The sequence below is a fragment of the Paludisphaera mucosa genome (assembly GCF_029589435.1).
Lineage (GTDB): Bacteria > Planctomycetota > Planctomycetia > Isosphaerales > Isosphaeraceae > Paludisphaera > Paludisphaera mucosa.
The window spans coordinates 1,712,968-1,730,429 of record NZ_JARRAG010000001.1 but is presented as its reverse complement, the minus strand read 5'-3'; the positions used below and the strand labels follow the sequence as shown (position 1 = coordinate 1,730,429).

Annotated in this window: 12 protein-coding genes; 6 read left to right on the top strand and 6 right to left on the bottom strand. The window is 64.3% G+C overall.

Features of this window, described 5'->3' with window-relative positions:
• Nucleotides 1-142 precede the first annotated feature (142 nt).
• Together PZE19_RS07070 and PZE19_RS07065 are read left to right on the top strand one after the other, a co-directional pair.
• Nucleotides 143-772, top strand: coding sequence for an RNA polymerase sigma factor (locus tag PZE19_RS07070; protein WP_277859872.1), 630 nt, complete (start codon nucleotides 143-145; stop codon nucleotides 770-772).
• Nucleotides 773-779: 7 nt separating this feature from the next.
• A complete protein-coding gene (locus PZE19_RS07065) occupies nucleotides 780-1,226 on the top strand; it encodes an anti-sigma factor (protein WP_277859871.1) in 447 nt (148 codons plus the stop codon).
• A gap of 20 nt (nucleotides 1,227-1,246) precedes the next feature.
• Here PZE19_RS07065 and PZE19_RS07060 read toward each other — a convergent pair whose 3' ends face one another.
• The 6 genes from PZE19_RS07060 to PZE19_RS07035 form a co-directional block, all read right to left on the bottom strand.
• Nucleotides 1,247-3,856, bottom strand: coding sequence for a serine/threonine-protein kinase (locus PZE19_RS07060; RefSeq protein ID WP_277859870.1), 2,610 nt, complete (start codon nucleotides 3,854-3,856; stop codon nucleotides 1,247-1,249).
• A 727-nt stretch (nucleotides 3,857-4,583) separates the two neighbouring features.
• Nucleotides 4,584-5,066, bottom strand: coding sequence for a hypothetical protein (locus PZE19_RS07055; protein ID WP_277859869.1), 483 nt, complete (start codon nucleotides 5,064-5,066; stop codon nucleotides 4,584-4,586).
• Nucleotides 5,032-6,585 (bottom strand): SpoVR family protein, encoded by a 1,554-nt coding sequence (locus tag PZE19_RS07050; RefSeq protein ID WP_277859868.1) that lies wholly within the window; start codon nucleotides 6,583-6,585, stop codon nucleotides 5,032-5,034. Before PZE19_RS07050 ends, PZE19_RS07055 begins: the two co-directional genes overlap by 35 nt.
• Before the next feature lie 54 nt (nucleotides 6,586-6,639).
• Nucleotides 6,640-7,743: a DUF444 family protein gene (locus PZE19_RS07045; protein WP_277859867.1), complete on the bottom strand. Its 1,104-nt coding sequence runs from the start codon at nucleotides 7,741-7,743 to the stop codon at nucleotides 6,640-6,642.
• Between the two features lie 462 nt (nucleotides 7,744-8,205).
• Nucleotides 8,206-10,263, bottom strand: coding sequence for a PrkA family serine protein kinase (locus PZE19_RS07040; RefSeq protein ID WP_277859866.1), 2,058 nt, complete (start codon nucleotides 10,261-10,263; stop codon nucleotides 8,206-8,208).
• Nucleotides 10,264-10,810: 547 nt separating this feature from the next.
• Entirely contained in the window at nucleotides 10,811-12,241 is a 1,431-nt protein-coding gene (locus PZE19_RS07035) for a hypothetical protein (RefSeq protein WP_277859865.1), read from the bottom strand.
• A 308-nt stretch (nucleotides 12,242-12,549) separates the two neighbouring features.
• Here PZE19_RS07035 and PZE19_RS07030 point away from each other — a divergent pair, with 308 nt between their 5' ends.
• From PZE19_RS07030 to PZE19_RS07015, 4 genes are all read left to right on the top strand, one after another.
• On the top strand, nucleotides 12,550-13,827 hold the full coding sequence (locus tag PZE19_RS07030; RefSeq protein WP_277859864.1) for a serine/threonine-protein kinase: 1,278 nt from the start codon (nucleotides 12,550-12,552) through the stop codon (nucleotides 13,825-13,827).
• Between the two features lie 462 nt (nucleotides 13,828-14,289).
• Nucleotides 14,290-14,940, top strand: coding sequence for a hypothetical protein (locus tag PZE19_RS07025; RefSeq protein ID WP_277859863.1), 651 nt, complete (start codon nucleotides 14,290-14,292; stop codon nucleotides 14,938-14,940).
• A 202-nt stretch (nucleotides 14,941-15,142) separates the two neighbouring features.
• Nucleotides 15,143-16,129, top strand: a complete 987-nt coding sequence (locus tag PZE19_RS07020) for an SDR family oxidoreductase (protein ID WP_277859862.1) — start codon at nucleotides 15,143-15,145, stop codon at nucleotides 16,127-16,129.
• A 44-nt stretch (nucleotides 16,130-16,173) separates the two neighbouring features.
• Nucleotides 16,174-17,352: an AI-2E family transporter gene (locus tag PZE19_RS07015; RefSeq protein WP_277859861.1), complete on the top strand. Its 1,179-nt coding sequence runs from the start codon at nucleotides 16,174-16,176 to the stop codon at nucleotides 17,350-17,352.
• Nucleotides 17,353-17,462 lie beyond the last annotated feature (110 nt).

Here is a 17,462-nt window from a genome sequence, read left to right as displayed (position 1 = left end):
CGATGCCTGTCGCAAACGGCGGGCCCCGCGCATGGGTGCTACGGGATTTCATAGCCAACAAGCCATCGGCGGAGTTAGAATTCTCTGAGGCCCGACGGCGAACCGTGGAATCGGGCCACATCCAGTCGGGACACCTCCACTGATGGCGACGTCCGATTCCGACGCCCTTGTCGTCCGGCAGGTCCGCGCGGGAAACTCCCTGGCGTGGCGACAACTCATCGAGCGTTTCGAGGGTCGGCTCCTGGCCTTCGTCGACAGCCGCCTCCGCGATCGAGCCGCGAGCGAGGACGTCGTCCAGGAGACGTTCATCGGCTTCTTGACCAGTCTGCCTCACTACGACGAGAAGCGAGACATCGAAGCCTACCTTTTCTCAATCGCCGCGCACAAGCTGACCGACCACCTGCGCAAACAGGGCCGACGGCCGATCGACCAGTTCGGTTCCGACGATCACGGCCGGCCGCTCGACGAGGTGCCCGGCGGGGCCCGCGCCGCGTCGAGCATCGCTCGGAGCGGCGAGCGCCGTCGCGAGGAAGAACGGGTTCTCAGCGAATCGATGGGCCAACTTGTCCGCGAATGGCTGGCGCGCGGCGACTACGACCGCATCCGTTGCATGGAATTGCTCATCGTGAAGGGCTGGGCCAACAAGGACGCCGCCCGGAAGTTGGGCCTTACGGAGCAGGCGGTGGCCAGCTACAAGTTCCAGACGATCGCGCGGCTCAAGGACATGGCTCGTCGCTCCGGGATGAGCCTCGACGACCTGAACGAGGGGTGACGGCGGCATGACTCGCGAAGACCCGATCCCTGGGCCCTCCTCGATCGACGAGGAGACGCTCCGCGCCTACCTGGCCGACCAGCTCCCCCCTGAGGAAATGGCGCGAGTCGAGCGGACTTTGCGAGAATCGGCCGTGCTGCGAGCCCGCCTCGAGGACGTCCGGAACGACCGCGACGATTTCCAGCTACACAGCCTGGGCGCCATCTGGCGTCGCTCTCGGTTGACCTGCCCGACCCGTCAGCAGCTCGGCAGCTATCTACTCGACGCGCTCGATCCCGATCTGGGCGCCTACTTCCAATTCCACCTCGAAATCGTCGAGTGCCCGTTCTGCCAGGCCAACCTCGCCGACCTCGAGGCGCAGAGCATCGCCCCGTCGGCTGGCAACGCTTCCCGGTCGCGTCAGCAGCGGATCTTGAAGTCCAGCCAGCACCTGCTTGGCGAAGAAGGGACCTGACGCCCGCGAGGGAATGCCTTTCACGGCTTGGGTCCGACCTCATAGGGGTCCGCCCCTGGCGTCGGTGAAGTCGCTCGGACGATCGAGTAAGCTTGCGGACTCAGTCGGCCGTCGGGCGTCAGGGGGGCCATAGTGAACTGGATCGCCGCCCGATTCAGCCCCTTTTCCGAATAGATCCGGGCCCATTCGTCGGCCCCCGACACGGTCGGGGCGGCCTCGGCCGTCGAGATCCATACATCGCCGGCGACGTCCAACTGGTTATCGACGCCCGTCCACGTCAGGGACTTTGGGGTCCAGGATGCGTCCGACGGCGAGCCCGACCAGCCGAGCAGGCGTTCGACGCGCGCCGCACAGCCGACCGCATCCAGTCGCAACGGGGAACGGCCCGTAAAACCCACAATCTGCGAGAGGCCCTCGCCGACGAAGGTGCAGTGATCGAAACGCACCGATCGCCCCCCTCTCGGGACTCCCCCCCCCTCGAAGACGATCCGGGCCGCCCAGCCCCGCCGCACGGGCTTTCCCGACTTCACCGCTTCCGAGGGAGTGCCGCCGGGGACAAACATGGACTGTCTCAGGATGTGATCGTTGCCCGCCAACGCCCTGATCTCGACGGCCGTCTCGAATCCTTCGAACCAGCAGTGGGTGACGCTCAAGCCTCCACCGTTCGAGACGATCGCACACGAGCCCGGATACCCATGAGTCGGCGCGGTCCGAATGGCGCAGTGCTCCAGGAGGGCCTTGCCGGCGGCCATGATCAAAGCAGGTGGCGCGGGAGCGGGAGAGGCCGCTACGCTCGGAACCGCAGGACGACTGACCTCGATGGTCAGATTCTTCAGCACGAGATTCACGCCGGACCCGGTCGCCAGGAATGGCTTCGCGGCGTCGAGGGCGATTTTCAACACCGTCGTCTCGCCTTCGACGCCCTGGATCTGAAGAGTGCCGCGGCCCGAGATCGAATGGCCTTCGCCGGCCTGGAGTTCGATGGGCGTCCCACCCCGCAGGACCACGATACCCTTGCCGCCGAGGGCCGTCTCCATCGCACGAAGTAGGTCGGGGGCGGACGCCATGGAGCCGTCAGGCTGCAAGACCGCCACCGGCGACTTGTCCCAGTCGATCGGCGGCATGACTCGACCCGGCGAAGCTCCTTTTGCCACATTCGCGGAGAGAGTCGGGCGTCTGACTTGGGCGTCGCCCCGTCCAAGCGATCGTCGCACGCCCTCCTCGACGGCGAGGCCGCTCGCGAGGAGGCCGAGAAGCATGGCGGCCTTCTGCCAGCGGGGGCGGCCGGGGCCGGCCGGTAAGTCGAGACGTGACGCGGATACGGCGGAACCCGAGTCCGAGCCCGAGGAAGTCGAGTCGCACCCGGAGGGAGGCCTGGGTCCGGCTGTTCCGAACCAGGGCCGGGGATTGCGCACTGATCCGGTCAATGAGGGAGCCGGTCCGAGGTCGACCTGGATCGAGAATTCCTGTGACGCCTCGTTCCCGACGTCGCTCCCGCCCGTCGTGCTCGTCGGCGCGTCTCCCGACCCGAGATCGCCGCGTTCAGGGGCTCGCACGTCCCCGCCCGTCGCTCCGACCGCGATGACGGCCTCGCGTTCGACGGGACTTCTCTCCGTGTAGGGGCGTAAGGCTGCTGCGACCTCCTGCGGATTCTGGAAACGCTCCTCAGGTTTCTTCCGCATCATCTTCCCGACGACTTCGGCCAATCCGGGAGGGACGTCAGGTGTCAGGCCGGCAAGTGGGGCTGCTTCCTGGGACTGGTGTGCGAAAAGCTTCTCGGCGAGCCCTGGATGCGGAAACGGGACCTGACCCGCGACCATGTGATAGAAGGTGCAACCCAATGAATAGATGTCGCTTCGGATGTCGGCCGAGTGGGAGTGTCGGGCCTGCTCCGGTGCGACGTAGTCGAACGTACCGACCGTCGCGCCATCGCGTGTGACCTTCCCCTCGTCGGCCAGGTCGATGGCCAGGCCCATGTCGGCGAGCTTGGCGATCCCTTCCTTGGTCACGATGACGTTATACGGGTTCACGTCCCGGTGGATCAGCCCTTTGCCGTGGGCGTGATCGAGCCCGAGCGCCACCTGTCGACAGAACCGCGCCGCGACCGCTGGCGGGATCCGTCCCTGAGTCGCTATGTAGAAGCCGAGGGTTTTGCCCTCGATGAACTCCATGACCAGGAAATGACGACCTTGAGATTCGCCGAAGTCGTACAGTCGAACGAGGTTTTCGTGCTGAAGCTGTGCCCCGACCTTCGCCTCACGCTGGAATCGCGCGATTGCTCGGGGGTTGTTCATTCGCTCGGGCGAGAGGATCTTCAACGCCACGTGGCGATCGAGACGAGTGTCCTTCGCGCGGTAGACGCGACCCATACCGCCCTGACCGATCAGTTCCTGAAGGATGTAGCGATCGACTTGAAAACCGGTGATTCGGCCGGCGAGCAGCTGTTGCGCCTGCCAAAGCGTCAGACGCTGGAGATACACGGCCTGACGCCCGAGACGACGGTCGAGATGCTCCGCGTCGTCGCGTTTTTCGGGGGAGATGGCGTCCCAGCAGGCGGCGAGCGCCTCGGCGTCGAGGAGACCGCTTTGAAGCGCGGCCTTCCAGAATCGCGATGTCTTGGGATCGAGCATGCCGGATCCTGAACCGCCCCGCGGACGCCTCGTGAATTGCCTGTTGGACGCACTCTCGGAGCCACGCTGACGTCGCCTGGCGGCCACACCTAATCTAACCCGCGAAGACCCATCCCTCAAGCAACCCCCGCCGCCAGCAAGGTTTCGGGTTACGGGACAAGATTAGGGGCCGTAGCAACGGCTCCGGGAGATGAAGAACCACAGCAAACTTCCAAGTTCCAAGGTCACTAGACGCCAGCAGGGACCGTTATTTGATCGCACTCAAGGCCACATTGTTGGATGCTGGCGACGAGACACTGTTCCGCACCCTCGTCGAGAGGCAGGATCCTCGCGAGTCGCCATCGGCAAGGGACGCCGAGAAGACCCGCCACGTTCGAGGAGGCTCCAGGGCATGTCGCCTCTGATGATTCTGCCCGAATTCGACCCTGAATGTCGTCGCGTCTTTTATCCCGATCGACAGGGCGCCCAGGCGCACCTGGTCGCGATGGAAGTCTGGAATCGGGCCACCGGGCGCAAATTGAATGGGCGCCGGCTCGTCATCTACCGTTGCCCTCGCTGCTGCGGGTACCACGTCGCCGCCAGGGTCGTCGGACGCAATCGAAACTCGCCGGGGCACGAGACGGGAAGCCGCGTCGGCGCGGCGTTCGAGGGTCAAAGCGAGGAGCCGGCGGCCGATGGGTCGGCCGCCGGCTCCGAGTCGACCTTCTGACTTAACGAGGCGACCGCCTCAGCGCGAGGCTGCGGCGATGTCGTCGGCCAGCCGCTCGACGACCTCCCGGGTCAGGTGGCAGCTCGTCCGTCGCCGTGTCCGCCCCCTCGTATCGAAGAAACAACGCTCCACCTTGCAAGAGCCGCTTCGGTTCAGTCGAATCTCGTAGTAACCCAGGGATTCGTCCCGCGACGTCGGGGCCTGGCTGCGAAGCATCACCTCGCCGAGCCCGCCGTCGCTCTCGAGGACCTTCAAGGGTTCCAAGAGGTAGGATACGCGCTTCGACAAGCGGTCGCCCCATGCGTTGAGCGCTTCGGGCGTCCATCCCTTCCGATCGGTCGCGAGATATTCGAGGGCGTCGAGCGCGACGCCGACGGAGTCGAGGGCCGTCATGTTCAGGGTCACGCGATCAGGGCCGTCGTCGACCGTGATCGAGCACGGCAGGATATAGGCCTTGGTGTTCTCATCAAGCGCGGCGGCGATCTTTCGGCTCAACGTCATGGGACGCACCTCCCAAAGGGCGGATCGAGTGGTCGGTTCCGTCAAACGAAAGTAAGGTGGGCCGCCCGTCGACGGTCGTTTCCAGGTGGACCGGACGCGTCCAGAGGCGGTGAAGATGGCGAATGGTGTCCTGGGCGTAGTCCAGGCGTAAGTCGACGCCGAAATGCTCCTGGCCCAGGTACAGCTCGCCGCGGTTGCGGAAGTTGCCGTCCTTGACCCGGATGATGGGTTGGCCGAAGTTGGTCAAGTTGAACAGGAGCCGCTCCTTGATCTTCTTGAACTCCCGGCTCTCGATCTCGTAGAGGTCGTTCTGGTCGTTGTGCTTGAAGCTGAAAAGCTGGTGACGCTTGCAGAAGTCCTGCGTCAGGAACGTGTCGATGAACGTCACGTCGTTGTGGATGCGCCTCACCTCGAAGATCTTCTTGCGGCCGAGGCCGAGCTGCTTGTCCCAGTGACGCTTGACCTGGTAGTCGTCGCACTCCTCCCATTCGGGGCCGAATTGGCCCTTGTTCCAGCGCTCCTCGATGTCCCGGAGGAGCTCGATGCCCAGCTTATAAGGATTGAGCCGGCCCGGTTGGGTCGCCATGGTGCCCGAGTGGTGGTCGGCGTAGTCGAGGAGCTCCGATGGGTGGAGGATCTTCTGGGTCATGATGGTCGAGTGCCAGAAAGAGGCCCAGCCCTCGTTCATGATCTTGGTCTGACCCTGTGGAGCGAAGTAGTAAGCCTCCTCGCGGACGATGGTCAGCACATCGCGTTGCCAGGGTTTGAGCGGAGCGTGCTCGATCAGGAACAGGAGAACGTCGCGTTCGGGATGCTCCGGGAATGACGACGGCTTGGCCTTCTCGCGGTCCGAATCCCGCTGGCGCTGCTCCTCCTTCAGGACGGCGGGCGGGTTGATGAAATCGTCCATGTAGGACTTGCTCTGGAACTTCGACGGCTGGCGGTTCTCCTCGCCGCCCTCGTCGAAGTCGTAGCGGTTCACCGACTCCCGGCGCTTGATGTGGGGCGAGTAGACGTCGATCAAGTTCTCGAGCGACAGGCAGGAATCGATAAAGCTCTCGACCGCGTCTTCGCCGTTCCGCTCCATGTGAGAGCGAATTCGGCTGCCGTGGTTCGCCGTCTCGTCCATCATCTTGCGGTTGGTCTGACTGAACCAGATGTTGTTCTTGAAGAAGTCGTTATGGCCGTAGACGTGGGCCATGACGAGTTTCTGGTCGACGAGCTGATTGCAGCGCAGGAGATAGGCGTAACAAGGGTCGTTGTTGATGACCATCTCGTAGATCTTCTGGAGCCCGTAGCGATAGCCCTTCGAGAGCTGCTGGTACTCCATTCCGAACCGCCAGTGCGGGTAGCGGGTCGGGAAGCCGCCGAACGCGGCGATCATCGAGATTTCGTCGTAGTCGAGGACCTCGAAGATGGTCTCGTAGAAATCGAGCCCGTAGTCGCGGGCGTGCCCCTCGGTCTCGATCTGGATGGCCCGCAGGTCGGCGGGCAGGTCATGGGTGTTGACGGTCGACATGATCCGGGCCCCTCCCTCACTTCGTTATGCCGTCCCGCGTCGCGCCGACGTCGGCTAGCGTCCCCGCCCCAGGAATTCCTTGATCGATTCGTAGATGCCTTCCTTGTTGCGGATCTCCGAGAGCGCCATGTTGGGGACCTCGTCGAACGCCTCTTCCAGCTCGCGATAGAACTCGCCGGACCCGTAGGGGCTCTCGACCTGGCCGTAGCAGAAGAGGTTGCACTTCGGCAGGAGCTGATCGCGGAGCAGCCCGATGCACTGGCGGTTGTCCTCGCCCCAGTTGTCGCCGTCGGAGAAGTGCAGGACGTAGATGTTCCAGTCCATCGGCGAATGGAACTCCTCGATGAGCTTGTTCGCCAGGTTGTACGCCGAGCTGATCCGCGTCCCGCCGCTCTCTCGGGTGTGATAGAAGGTGTGCTCGTCGACCTCGCGGGCGACCGCGTCGTGGATGATGTAACGGGTCGTCACGCCGTCATACTGGCTCTTGAGCCAGGTGTCGATCCAGAAGGCCTCGGTCCGGACGATCTCCTTCTGATCGTCGGTCATCGAGCCGGAGACGTCCATCAGGTAGAGCACGACGGCGTTGAACTGGGGCGACGTGATCGGGTTCCACGAGCGATAGAGTTTGTCCTCGCGGATCGGGATCACCAACGGGTCGCGGGGGTCGTACTGGCTCGAAGCGATCTGGCGTTTGAGGGCCTTCTTGTAGGTCCGCTTGAAGTGGCGGAGGCTCTCCGGGCCGGTCTGGCGGATGCCGGTGTACTTGTCTTTCTCCTCGATGATGTTGGCCCGTCCCTTGGGCTGGATCCGCGGCAGGGCGAGCTCCTCGCCCAGGATCTGGGCCAGGTCGTCGAGCGTCAGCTCCACTTCGAGGATGTGATGACCGGGGGCCTCTCCGGCGCCCGAGCCCGAGTCGCCGTCGTCGGAGCGGCCGATCGGCGTGCCGACGTCACCGGGCCCCTGCCCCACCCCGCCGCGGTTCTTCTCGCCGTAGCGGAACTCGGGGATCTCGATCTGGGGGAGCGGGATCGACACGAATTCGCCGCCCGACTTGCCGATCAGCTCGCCGTGCGTGATGTACTTGCGCAGGTCGGACTTGATCTTGCCCCGGACGATCTGCTTGAAACGACTGGCGTCGCGATCGATTTTTCGCACCACGGCTGTAAAGCCCCCGCCGCTCGCTGGTTGTATTGGTTCCCGTCCTGGGCGCCCCGCCCCGCCGATCGGGCGCAGGCGAAACGACGAACGCTCCGGAGAGATCGAGAGATCCGCCGGATTCCATTTGGCAAAGAGCAGATTCAACGTTCGCGGGTGAAGACTGGACGAGTCGAAACGTCACGGCCGGACGATGAGGTGGGTTGAGAAAGCGGCTCGCAACCGTCGAGGCTTCGGGGCGCCGATCCCTGGGAAGAGCTTCTCAACAGCAAATTGTAGACCGCGGCCCCCATCCCGTTCAAGACGTGCCGCCGGTTGCGCGATTCGACCCCCCACGCGTGTGGCTTCAAGACATCACGCTGCCTAGATTTAGGGCTCCCGCTGCGTACTCCGCGAGCGATGTGGCCACTTCGCCGAGACCGCTCCGACCCGTTCGATGGGTCGGAGCGGGCGGGTGCTGGACGCTCAGTGGCCGCCGCGTTTGACGTCGCCCCTCGCGAAGATGCTGGCGACGTAGTTGAGGACGTCGGTCGCCGAATCGTCGTCGTAGCCGTAGCTCCGGATGAGTCGCGCCTTGACGATGTCGATCTTCTCCTGCGTGTCCTTGTCGACGACGCTGGAGATCATCGTCGTCAGCTTGATCGTGTCCTTCTGATCCTGGAACAGCTTCAATTCCAGGGCCTTCTGGAGCCGCTCGTTCGTCCGGTAGTCGAACTTCCGGCCGTCGAGGGCGAGGGCCCCGATGTAGTTCATGATCTCGCGCCGGAAGTCGTCCTTGCGGCTCTCCGGAATGTCAATCTTCTCCTCGATCGACCGCATCAGTCGCTCGTCGGGCTCCTCGGTCTGGCCGGTGTACTTGTTCTTGACCTTCTCGCGCTGGGTGTACGCCTTGACGTTGTCGATGTAGTTGCCGCACAGCCGGGTCAGGGCGTCCTCGTCGGCGGCGATGGCTCGCTGGACCTCGTTCTTGACGATGTCCTCATACTCTTCTTTGACCAACGAGAGTAGGTGACGATAGTGCTTTCGCGTCTCGTCGCTGTTGATCAACGAATGGTGTTTGAGGCCGGACTCCAGCTCGTTCAGAACCATGAACGGGTTGATGGACCGCTCGGTGGGGTGGGCGACCAGGGCGTTCGAGATCTTGTCCTGGACGTAGCGCGGGCTGATGCCCAGCATGCCCTCGCGCTCGGACTCTTCCCGAAGCTCCTTGATGTTATCCTCGGTGAAGCCGGGCAGGGTCTTGCCGTTGTAGAGCTTCATCTTCTGCATGAGGGTCAGGCCTGCGTTTTTGGGCTCCTCGAGCCTCGTCAGGACGGCCCACATCGCGGCGACTTCGAGCGTGTGCGGCGCCAGCCTTTTGCCGCGCACCTTGCGCTCGTTGTAGTCCTTCTCGTAAATGTGGATCTCGTCGGTGAGCCGCGTGACGTAAGGGACGTCGATCTTGACCGTACGGTCCCGAAGCGCCTCCATAAACTCGTTGGACTGCAGCTTCTTGTATTCGGGCTCATTGGTATGCCCGATGATCACCTCGTCGATGTCGGTCTGGGCGAATTTCTTGGGCTTGATCTTGTGCTCCTGGCTCGCGCCCAGGAGGTCGTACAGGAAGGCGACGTCGAGCTTGAGGACCTCGATGAATTCGATGATGCCGCGGTTGGATATGTTGAACTCGCCGTCGAAATTGAACGCCCGGGGGTCGCTCTCGGTGCCGTACTCGGCGATCTTGCGATAGTTGATGTCGCCGGTCAGCTCGGTGGCGTCCTGATTCTTCTCGTCCTTGGGCTGGAATGTGCCAATGCCCACCCGATCCTGCTCGGAGAGGATCAGGCGGCGCACCCGGACGTCCTGGACGACCTTGGCCCAGTCGCCGGCGTAACGCTCCATGCGGTCGTTGAACATCTGGCGGCAGAACGGGCACAGGTCGCCGACGACGTTGAGGTCGTATACGTGGCTGCGTCCGTCGGCGAGCTGAGAGAGCAACTCGGCGCGGTCGTTCTGGGGGATGAGGTGGAGCGGCTCCTCGTGCATCGGGCACTCGTGGAGCGTCTCCTCGCCTTCGGGGCCGACGTCCTTCCAACCGAAGCTGAAGAGTCGGCCGTCCTCGGTGTGGGAGTAGCGTTCGAGGCCCTTCTTCAGCAAACGCGCCAACGTGCTCTTGGAACTTCCGACGGGACCGTGGAGCAAGAGCACGCGACGTTCGGTGCCGTAGCCGTGCGCGGCGCTCTTGAGGACGTTCACGAGGCTGATCATCGTCCGTTCGAGGCCGAATATGGCGTCCTGGCCGCCGTCGTCGGGGTCGTCGAAGAATTTGTAGCGGACCAGCTTCTCCTTGTTGACGGCGATCTCCTCGGTCCCCTTGCTGATGATCATGTCATAAAGCCGCTGGTAGGCGGTTCGGGTGACGTTGGGATCCTGGCGGACGAGGTCGAGATATTCCGCGAAGCTGCCGGTCCAGTGCTTCTGCTTGTATTCGTCGGGGTTCTGGCGCCGGGCGATCAGCGAGATGAGTTCCGATCCTGCGGACATGACTGGGTTCCTCCTGAAGGTCGATGATTCAGGCTGTATGGCAACCGAGAGGGAGTCAGTTCTGCGAATCGGCCGCCCGCGAGCGGCCGGTCGCCCGGGCTCGGGGGCGCAGAGAGGCGCGACGACCCGCTCCGGCTCAAGGCGCGACCGTATTGCCAACGCGGGCGAGACGACGGGGGCGGGCTCGACCTGTCGGGAACTCCCTCGGAGGTCGACGTGCGAGCGAGAGGTCCGGAAGGCGGACGAAAGGGTCTCCCAGGGAAAGCCGCTCGGGACGAGTTCCTGCGCGCCTTCGGCGGTCGAGAGTCGTCGATCGTCATTACAACGCCGGCCTCGCGAATCTGTCAAGCGAACCAGCCGCCGGCCCGGTCCCGGTCATCGCTTCGGGAAGGCCGACCGTGATCAGCTTCGTCGCGCCACTCGGAAGTACGTCCGGTGGGCCTGTCGAGGACGGGGAATTTCTGGGTTCTCGACGACTAAATCGATTCGAGTAAACGGGCCGGCCGCCACCGATAGAGCGGTTTGCGATCGCGGTGGTTCACCGCGATCAGTCCAGCTTCGGGCTCGACGAGCCCTCGACTACGCTCGCGAAGTCACCATCGACGGCGGATGGCTCGACGTCCATCCGGTCGGGGGAGACGTCCCGACGTCTCGCCGTCGGCAAGGTCCTTTCGGCCAGGTGGATGAATGCCGAGAGCGTCCAGAGGCCTACGGGAAACGTCGCGTAATGCGCGTAGGCGTCGGCGGCGGGCAGCACCCAGCCCGCCGGCGGGAGCAATAGGAGCAAGCTGTACGCTCCCGCCGATAGGACGCCGCACCCGACCCCGGCCAGGACCGACACGACGGCGATCCGCCCCCCTTCTCGCTCGACGAGCCGACGATAGCCGAGCCATGCTTCGTCGATCGAGCCGCGGCTCCAGGCGATCGCTCCGGCGATTCCCATGGTCGCAAGGGATAGGGCCTGGAGCACTAGCAGGCCGGGCCCCAGGCTCCAACGGACGAGCCCGCCGAACCACGTCGCCATGACGGCGGCGGGGACGTGCTGAGACGCGAGCAGGACCGCTGTGGCCGCGTAGCGCGCCGGCAACGCGGCGAGACAGCCGAGGGCCGCCGCAGGCAGTAGTCGGAGCGCGCGAGACGGGTCGATCCGGCCGACCTGATCATCGCCGGGTTCGCCGTCGCGTAGCTCGGCGAGGATCCAGGCCATCAGGAATCCATCGCAGACGAGCATCAAGCCGGGGACGATCGCCACTTCCAGGACCAGGCAGTTTCCCACCGGCAGGGCCCCTCCGCCCGCGACGCGGGAGAAGAGGCGATAGAGGAGGTACAGGACCAGGCAAATCCCGACGACGCTGCGCCAAGACGATTCCCTATCGAACGAACCGGAGGCGGGCCGGAGATTGTGAGTCCTGACCAGCCCGGTGCCGGCCGGTCGCAACGATCCCACGGACAGCACGACTGCGACCGCCGCCGCCAGAAGCGGGAGGTTGTCGGCCAGGCCCGCGAGGTCGCGGAGCGGGGTCGCCGTGGACGTCGCGGCGTGCTCGAGGAGGAGTTCGATGGGACCCCGGCCCCGCTTGAGGACGAGCAGGTCGGTACGCCCTCGTTCGGCATCCTCGAAGAAGAACGCGAGGCACTGGCTGCCGGTCCACGACAGGACCGTAAACCCCAGCAAGGCCGTTACCAGCCTCCCTGCGCGCCAGACCCGCGCCGTCGCCTCGCGAAGAAGCCGAAGATGACCTGAGACGTCGAGGATCTGCTTCAGCGTCGAGGCTGGTCCCTGACCGATCATCGCGAGGAACACCAGCAAGGCCGGTGCGGCGGCCAGGACGCCCAGGACGCCCCAATCGGGTACGGGCCTCGACGGGGCCAGCGTCAGACCTCCGCACCAGCGTCGCAGCGCCGCATAAGCGGCCGCGGCCGGACTGCCGACCCCTGCCGCCTGCGCCCAGATCCATGTGGAATCCGTCCAGCCCATCGCACCTCCGCATAGCTTCGCATCGCGGCCGAAAAGGGGCTGGAGACGCCCGACCCGACCAAGTTCGCGGCCGTCGCCGTCCAGCCGGGGACAAGTGTAATCGGAGGTGACGTGCGGACGCCAGACGCCATCCAGTCAGGCTCTTAATTCGGCCGACTGCGACCGTGCAAGGATCGACTCGGCATCGAAATCGCTGGGCTTGAAACCCATGGGGATATGTGCTCAAAAAGATATTGAGTCCTTTTGGTCGCGACCGATCTAGGCGTCCGTCCGACGGCTGCGGGTTCTGCGTCTCGGGAGGAACGACCGTGCATCCGATCGAGGTCAATCCGGCGGCCCTGCCGGCCGTCCCGGGCTACGACCTCCTACGCCTTATCGGCGAGGGGGGCATGGGTCGCGTGTACCTCGCCCGCCAACGCACTCTGGGTCGCACGGTTTGCGTCAAACTCCTCGCCATGCCGCAAGGCGAAGGCTGCTCAGGGCGTCGCGAACGCTTCGAGCGCGAGGCCAAGATCCTGGCGATGGTCGCCCACCCCCACGTCTTGACGATACTCGACTTCGGGACGCTGCCCGACGACGGCCCCCCCTATCTCGTCACCGAATACATCGAAAACGGCGACCTCCGGAAGCTGCTGCAGAAGGATCGATCGATCACTCCTGCCAGGAGGCGGTCGATCCTCTCGCAGATCGGCCAGGCTTTGTCGTACCTCCACGAGAAGAAGATCCTGCATCGCGACCTAAAGCCCGAGAACATCCTGACCCCCACCGACTCCCTGGTTAAGGTCGCCGACTTCGGACTGGCTGTCCTGCAGGAGGATCGCGGCCGCCTTACCGAGACCCATCAGGGGATTGGAACCCTAGTCTATGCGTCTCCCGAACAGCAAAACGGGGGGCAGGTCGACGCGCGGTCCGACCAGTATTCACTGGCCGCGGTGTCCTATGAACTGCTGACGGGAAAGCGGCCCGTGGGCTCGTTCAAGAGCCCCTCCGAGATCGACTCGACCCTCGATCGACGCGTGGACGGCGTCGTCATGAAGGCGCTCTCGCGAGAACCCCAGGACCGCTACGCCGATCTCGACACATTCCTTGCAGAGCTCGACGGTGCGCTCGCCCCCCGGGCCTCGACTCTGGGTCGAGCATTGTTCGCCGGAGCCCTCCTCGCCATCGCGGCGGCGGCCACGGCCGCTTATCGTGGGGCCTGGTTTCAGAGACCGGATCCGCCGCCGCAGATCCTTCGCCTCCAGCCCAACCCGCCACCGGTCGATCCTTTCATGCCTGGGGCCGAGCCGGACCCGGACTTCGAATCGTCCGTTGAATTCCGCGAACTGACCACGATCCGCGCGCGCGAGATTTGGGTGTCCCAGGGGTCTCCGCGAGGCGAGGCCGGCCAGGCCGTCAGTCTCGCAAACTGGGTCAACGCGGAGCGACAGATCCGCGAAGAACTCAAGGCCCGGGCCTTCGACATCTGGAAGGCGCAGGGGGAACCGGCCGGCGCGGCGGGCGACGCCGTCAGGGGACGAAATATGCGTCAGGCGCTGTCCGAGCTCCTCAAGGCGGCTCGCGCCCTTCATCCCGAACTTCCCTGAGACGTACCCTCACTCGTGTTAGACCTGACGGATCGCCCTTCACGGTTCCGCAGCGTCGCGCCCCTGCCGTCGACCCCCGCCTCATTCCGATCGGACGAATCGTCTCCAGTCGTACCGATGCATCTCGGCGGCCCGGATTGAGTCCAGAGCGTTCCTGGGACTCGTCTCGGACCTATCGTGTTCCAATAAAAGCGATATTCGATTTAAAAATGCTATTTTATGGATTAGAATTAACATCGTTGAAAAAAATCGGATTTAAATTGAACTAAAACGATGCTTTGCCTAGTATCGTTAGAGAGTCGCATGATATCGCCCAGGCTGTAAGCGTTCACTGCCGCTTTTTCGGCAGCCCGATGGCGAATCTTCGACCACGCTCGTCTGCGGATCTTCACCTCCGGAGGCCCCGGCGGAGTGAGTCCGCGTCATTCACCTGTTCACAACGACCATATTGGAGCGCAAACCGTGAAGAAGCATCAGTTCACCCCCGAAGGCGTCTTGGTCATGGAGGAGAGGACCCTTCTGAGCGGGTTCAAGTTCCCTGCGTTCGTGGGCGGCTCCAACACCCTCGGTCTCAAGGGGGCGTTCGTCCTCACCAGCCGCACCTACGAAGGCGTCCAGCGGGATGTAAATACGGCGATCGTGAATTTCACGCGGAATACGCTGACCTTCTTCGACCGCCAGGGCGGATTCACCGACGCCTTCTACGCCAAGGTCGGCGTGGGGACCTATGGCGATGGCGGCCAGTCGTATCTGTACGCCCGGGGGACGGCGCTCGCGAACGTCGACGCTCGGATGAGCGCCGTGGAGGGCAAGCTTCCGTACGGCCGCGGCATGGGTGCGAATAATCCTACGGGCGGCGTAGGCCTATCCAACCGCACCGCGCTGACCAGCCTCAATCCGGGGCTGAGCGGGTCCGTCGGCAACCTGTCGGTCGCCGAGTTGCTCGAAAATGCGGTCGGCGTTTCTTCGACGCGACAGGAGCTGCAGAGCAATCTAGCCGTCGTCCGCACCCAGGTCCTGGGATGGGGCCAGAACGGCGAACTCGGAGTCCTGCCCTCCTACATCGCCGCGTTCGGACCCAACGGCGGGGTCTTCGGCACGCGCAACAGCTGATGCCGACCCTCCGGCGCGTTCCCGTCGTCGGGGCCGAAAAGGCCCCGGACGGGGGCGGTCGGGGTCGAACTGGATCTCGGTTCAGAATCCCTTGGGACGCATCTGTCCTCCGGGGGATCGGCGTCGTAAGATGTCGTCGATCAGGGCCGGCCGAGGCCCTGGTCGAGTCGACGACGTCGCGGTAACGGAGTTGGGCCAAGGGATGTCTTCACAATTACATGTTGCGCGCCCGGAGTTGCTGGCGACGCGCGAGGGGACCGCGGCCGAGCGGCTGAAGGCGGTCGTCGTGGGAGGCTCGGGGCAGATCGGGGGCTGGCTGCTCCGCCACCTGGCAGCTCGAGGGCATGAGTCCGTCGGGACGTATTCAACCCGCGCCTATCCCGGCCTGATCCCGCTCGACGCGGCCGACGGCGATGCCGCGGATCGTCTCATCCGCGAGAAGAAGCCGGACGTCGTCTTCTATCCGGCCGGATTCACCTGGGTCGACGGCTGCGAGCGCGACCGAGCCAAGGCGTACAGGGCGAACCTTGAGCAACCCATGGCGGTCGCGCGATCGGCCGCCGCCGGCGGCGCCCGATTCGTGTACTTCTCAACCGACTACGTCTTCGACGGCGTGAGCGGTCCATATGGCGAAGATGCCGCGACCAATCCGCTGTCCGTCTACGCCCAGGCCAAATTCGACGCCGAAGGCGCGCTCGCGGAGGCCCTCGGCGGACGACTGCTGACGGTCCGGACGTGTTGGGTCTTCGGGCCCGAACGGCAGGGCAAGAACTACGCTTATCAACTCATCCGCAATCTCAGTCACGGCAAGACGATGACCTGTCCGAGCGACCAGATCTCCAGTCCCAGCTACGGCCCGGACGTGGCGAAAGCCGTCCTGGCGTTGGTGGAGGCAGGCGCCTCGGGCCTGGTCAACGTGGTCGGCCCCGAGGTTATGAACCGGGTGGCCTTCTCGCGTTCGATCGCCTCGGCTTTCGGCCTCGACGAAGACTTGATCCTCGGCAAGCCGACCGCCGAGATCGGCCAGGGCGCGCCTCGGCCGTTGAATTCGGGGCTCTTGATCGACCGTCTGGAGTCGAAACTCCCGGGGATCATGCGTCCGCTCGACGAGACGCTGGCCGACTTCCGGGCGAAGCTCGACGATCCGGCGCTGCAGACCTGGGTCGAGCCCGCCATTGTCTGGCCCTGAGCCGGCCCGGTTGAAGCGCTTTTCGACGACGAGGAGCGAAATACTTGAACGCGACCCCTGCCGGACCGACCGACCCTCTCGCTGAACGGGTCGACGTTGCCGCAGACGCGCCGGCCGATGCGGCGGGACTACCGGAAGACGCTACCACCGCCGCGGGGCTGCTGGAGCGGGCTTCCGAGATGAGCGGAGTCCGTTCGCTCGCCTTCATCCTGATCATCGTGGCCACGAGTCTGTACCTCCTCGAACGACTGGAGCCGGTCCTCCGGCCGTTGCTGATCGCGGTGCTCCTATGCTACCTATTCCTGCCGTTCTACAACCGGCTGCGTCGCCGGGTCCGCCCGGTGGTCGCCTTCCTGATCATCAGCCTCGGGTTTACTACGGGGATCCTCGCCCTGGGCCGAATGGTCTATCACGACGTCGTCAGCATCGATCAGAAACGCCCCTATTATCAGGAGCGTGAAGCCCAACTCGAGCGGAAGTTCCGCAAGGCAGTCGAATCGTTGACTCCGGCGTTCGCACGCCATCGCGGTGCCGGCGAGGACGCCACGGTCGGCGACTCGCTGACCGACGAACTATCCCAGAGGCTTGTGCGGGGGACGGCCTCGGCTTTCGTATCGATTAGCCTGGAGTCAGTGGTGATCGCCTTTTACATGATCTTCCTGCTGCAGTCGGCGTCCGGGCTACCTGGGCGGATTCGCTCCAGCTTCTCCTCGCAACGCGCCGGGCGGATCATGGCGATCGTGGAATCGATCAACCGGGCGATATCGGAATATCTGCTGGTGAAGGTCAAGGCGAGCCTGCTGGTGGCCGTGCCGGTGTGGGCGCTGTGCATGGCGTTCGGCGTCACCGGCGCGGCGACTTGGGCCGTGCTCGCGTTCTTCGGCAACTTCCTACCTTACATCGGACCCCTGATCGCGATCGTCCCGCCGCTGGCCATCGCTCTGCTCGAATTCCCGACCTTATGGCCGCCGCTCGCCTTCGCAGTGATCTTGCTGACGATCAACGGGGTGACGTCGAACCTGATCGAGCCCGCGATGACGGGCAGGGCGTTAGGAGTGAATCCCCTGGTCGTGCTCATCGGTCTGGCCTTCTGGAGCCTACTCTGGGGGTTCGTCGGGATGGTTCTCGCGGTCCCCTTGACGGTCATCTTCAAGATCATCCTGGAGCATACTCCGGCAGCACGTCCCATCGCTCGCTTGATCTCGGACCAGGATTTGCAGTAATTTCAGATCGTCCCGCAGAAGCCGGAGTTACCGTCCGGATTTCCGCCGAATCCGCATTCCTCGCAGCCGCGCCGATCGTCGGCGGGGTGGGTTGGCGTGGTCGGGACGCT

Coding starts and splice junctions, on each gene's coding strand:
- PZE19_RS07070 (WP_277859872.1), top strand. CDS start 143: ATGGCGACGTCCGATTCCGACGCCCTTGTCGTCCGGCAGGTCCGCGCG.
- PZE19_RS07065 (WP_277859871.1), top strand. CDS start 780: ATGACTCGCGAAGACCCGATCCCTGGGCCCTCCTCGATCGACGAGGAG.
- PZE19_RS07060 (WP_277859870.1), bottom strand. CDS start 3,856: ATGCTCGATCCCAAGACATCGCGATTCTGGAAGGCCGCGCTTCAAAGC.
- PZE19_RS07055 (WP_277859869.1), bottom strand. CDS start 5,066: ATGACGTTGAGCCGAAAGATCGCCGCCGCGCTTGATGAGAACACCAAG.
- PZE19_RS07050 (WP_277859868.1), bottom strand. CDS start 6,585: ATGTCGACCGTCAACACCCATGACCTGCCCGCCGACCTGCGGGCCATC.
- PZE19_RS07040 (WP_277859866.1), bottom strand. CDS start 10,263: ATGTCCGCAGGATCGGAACTCATCTCGCTGATCGCCCGGCGCCAGAAC.
- PZE19_RS07035 (WP_277859865.1), bottom strand. CDS start 12,241: ATGGGCTGGACGGATTCCACATGGATCTGGGCGCAGGCGGCAGGGGTC.
- PZE19_RS07020 (WP_277859862.1), top strand. CDS start 15,143: ATGTCTTCACAATTACATGTTGCGCGCCCGGAGTTGCTGGCGACGCGC.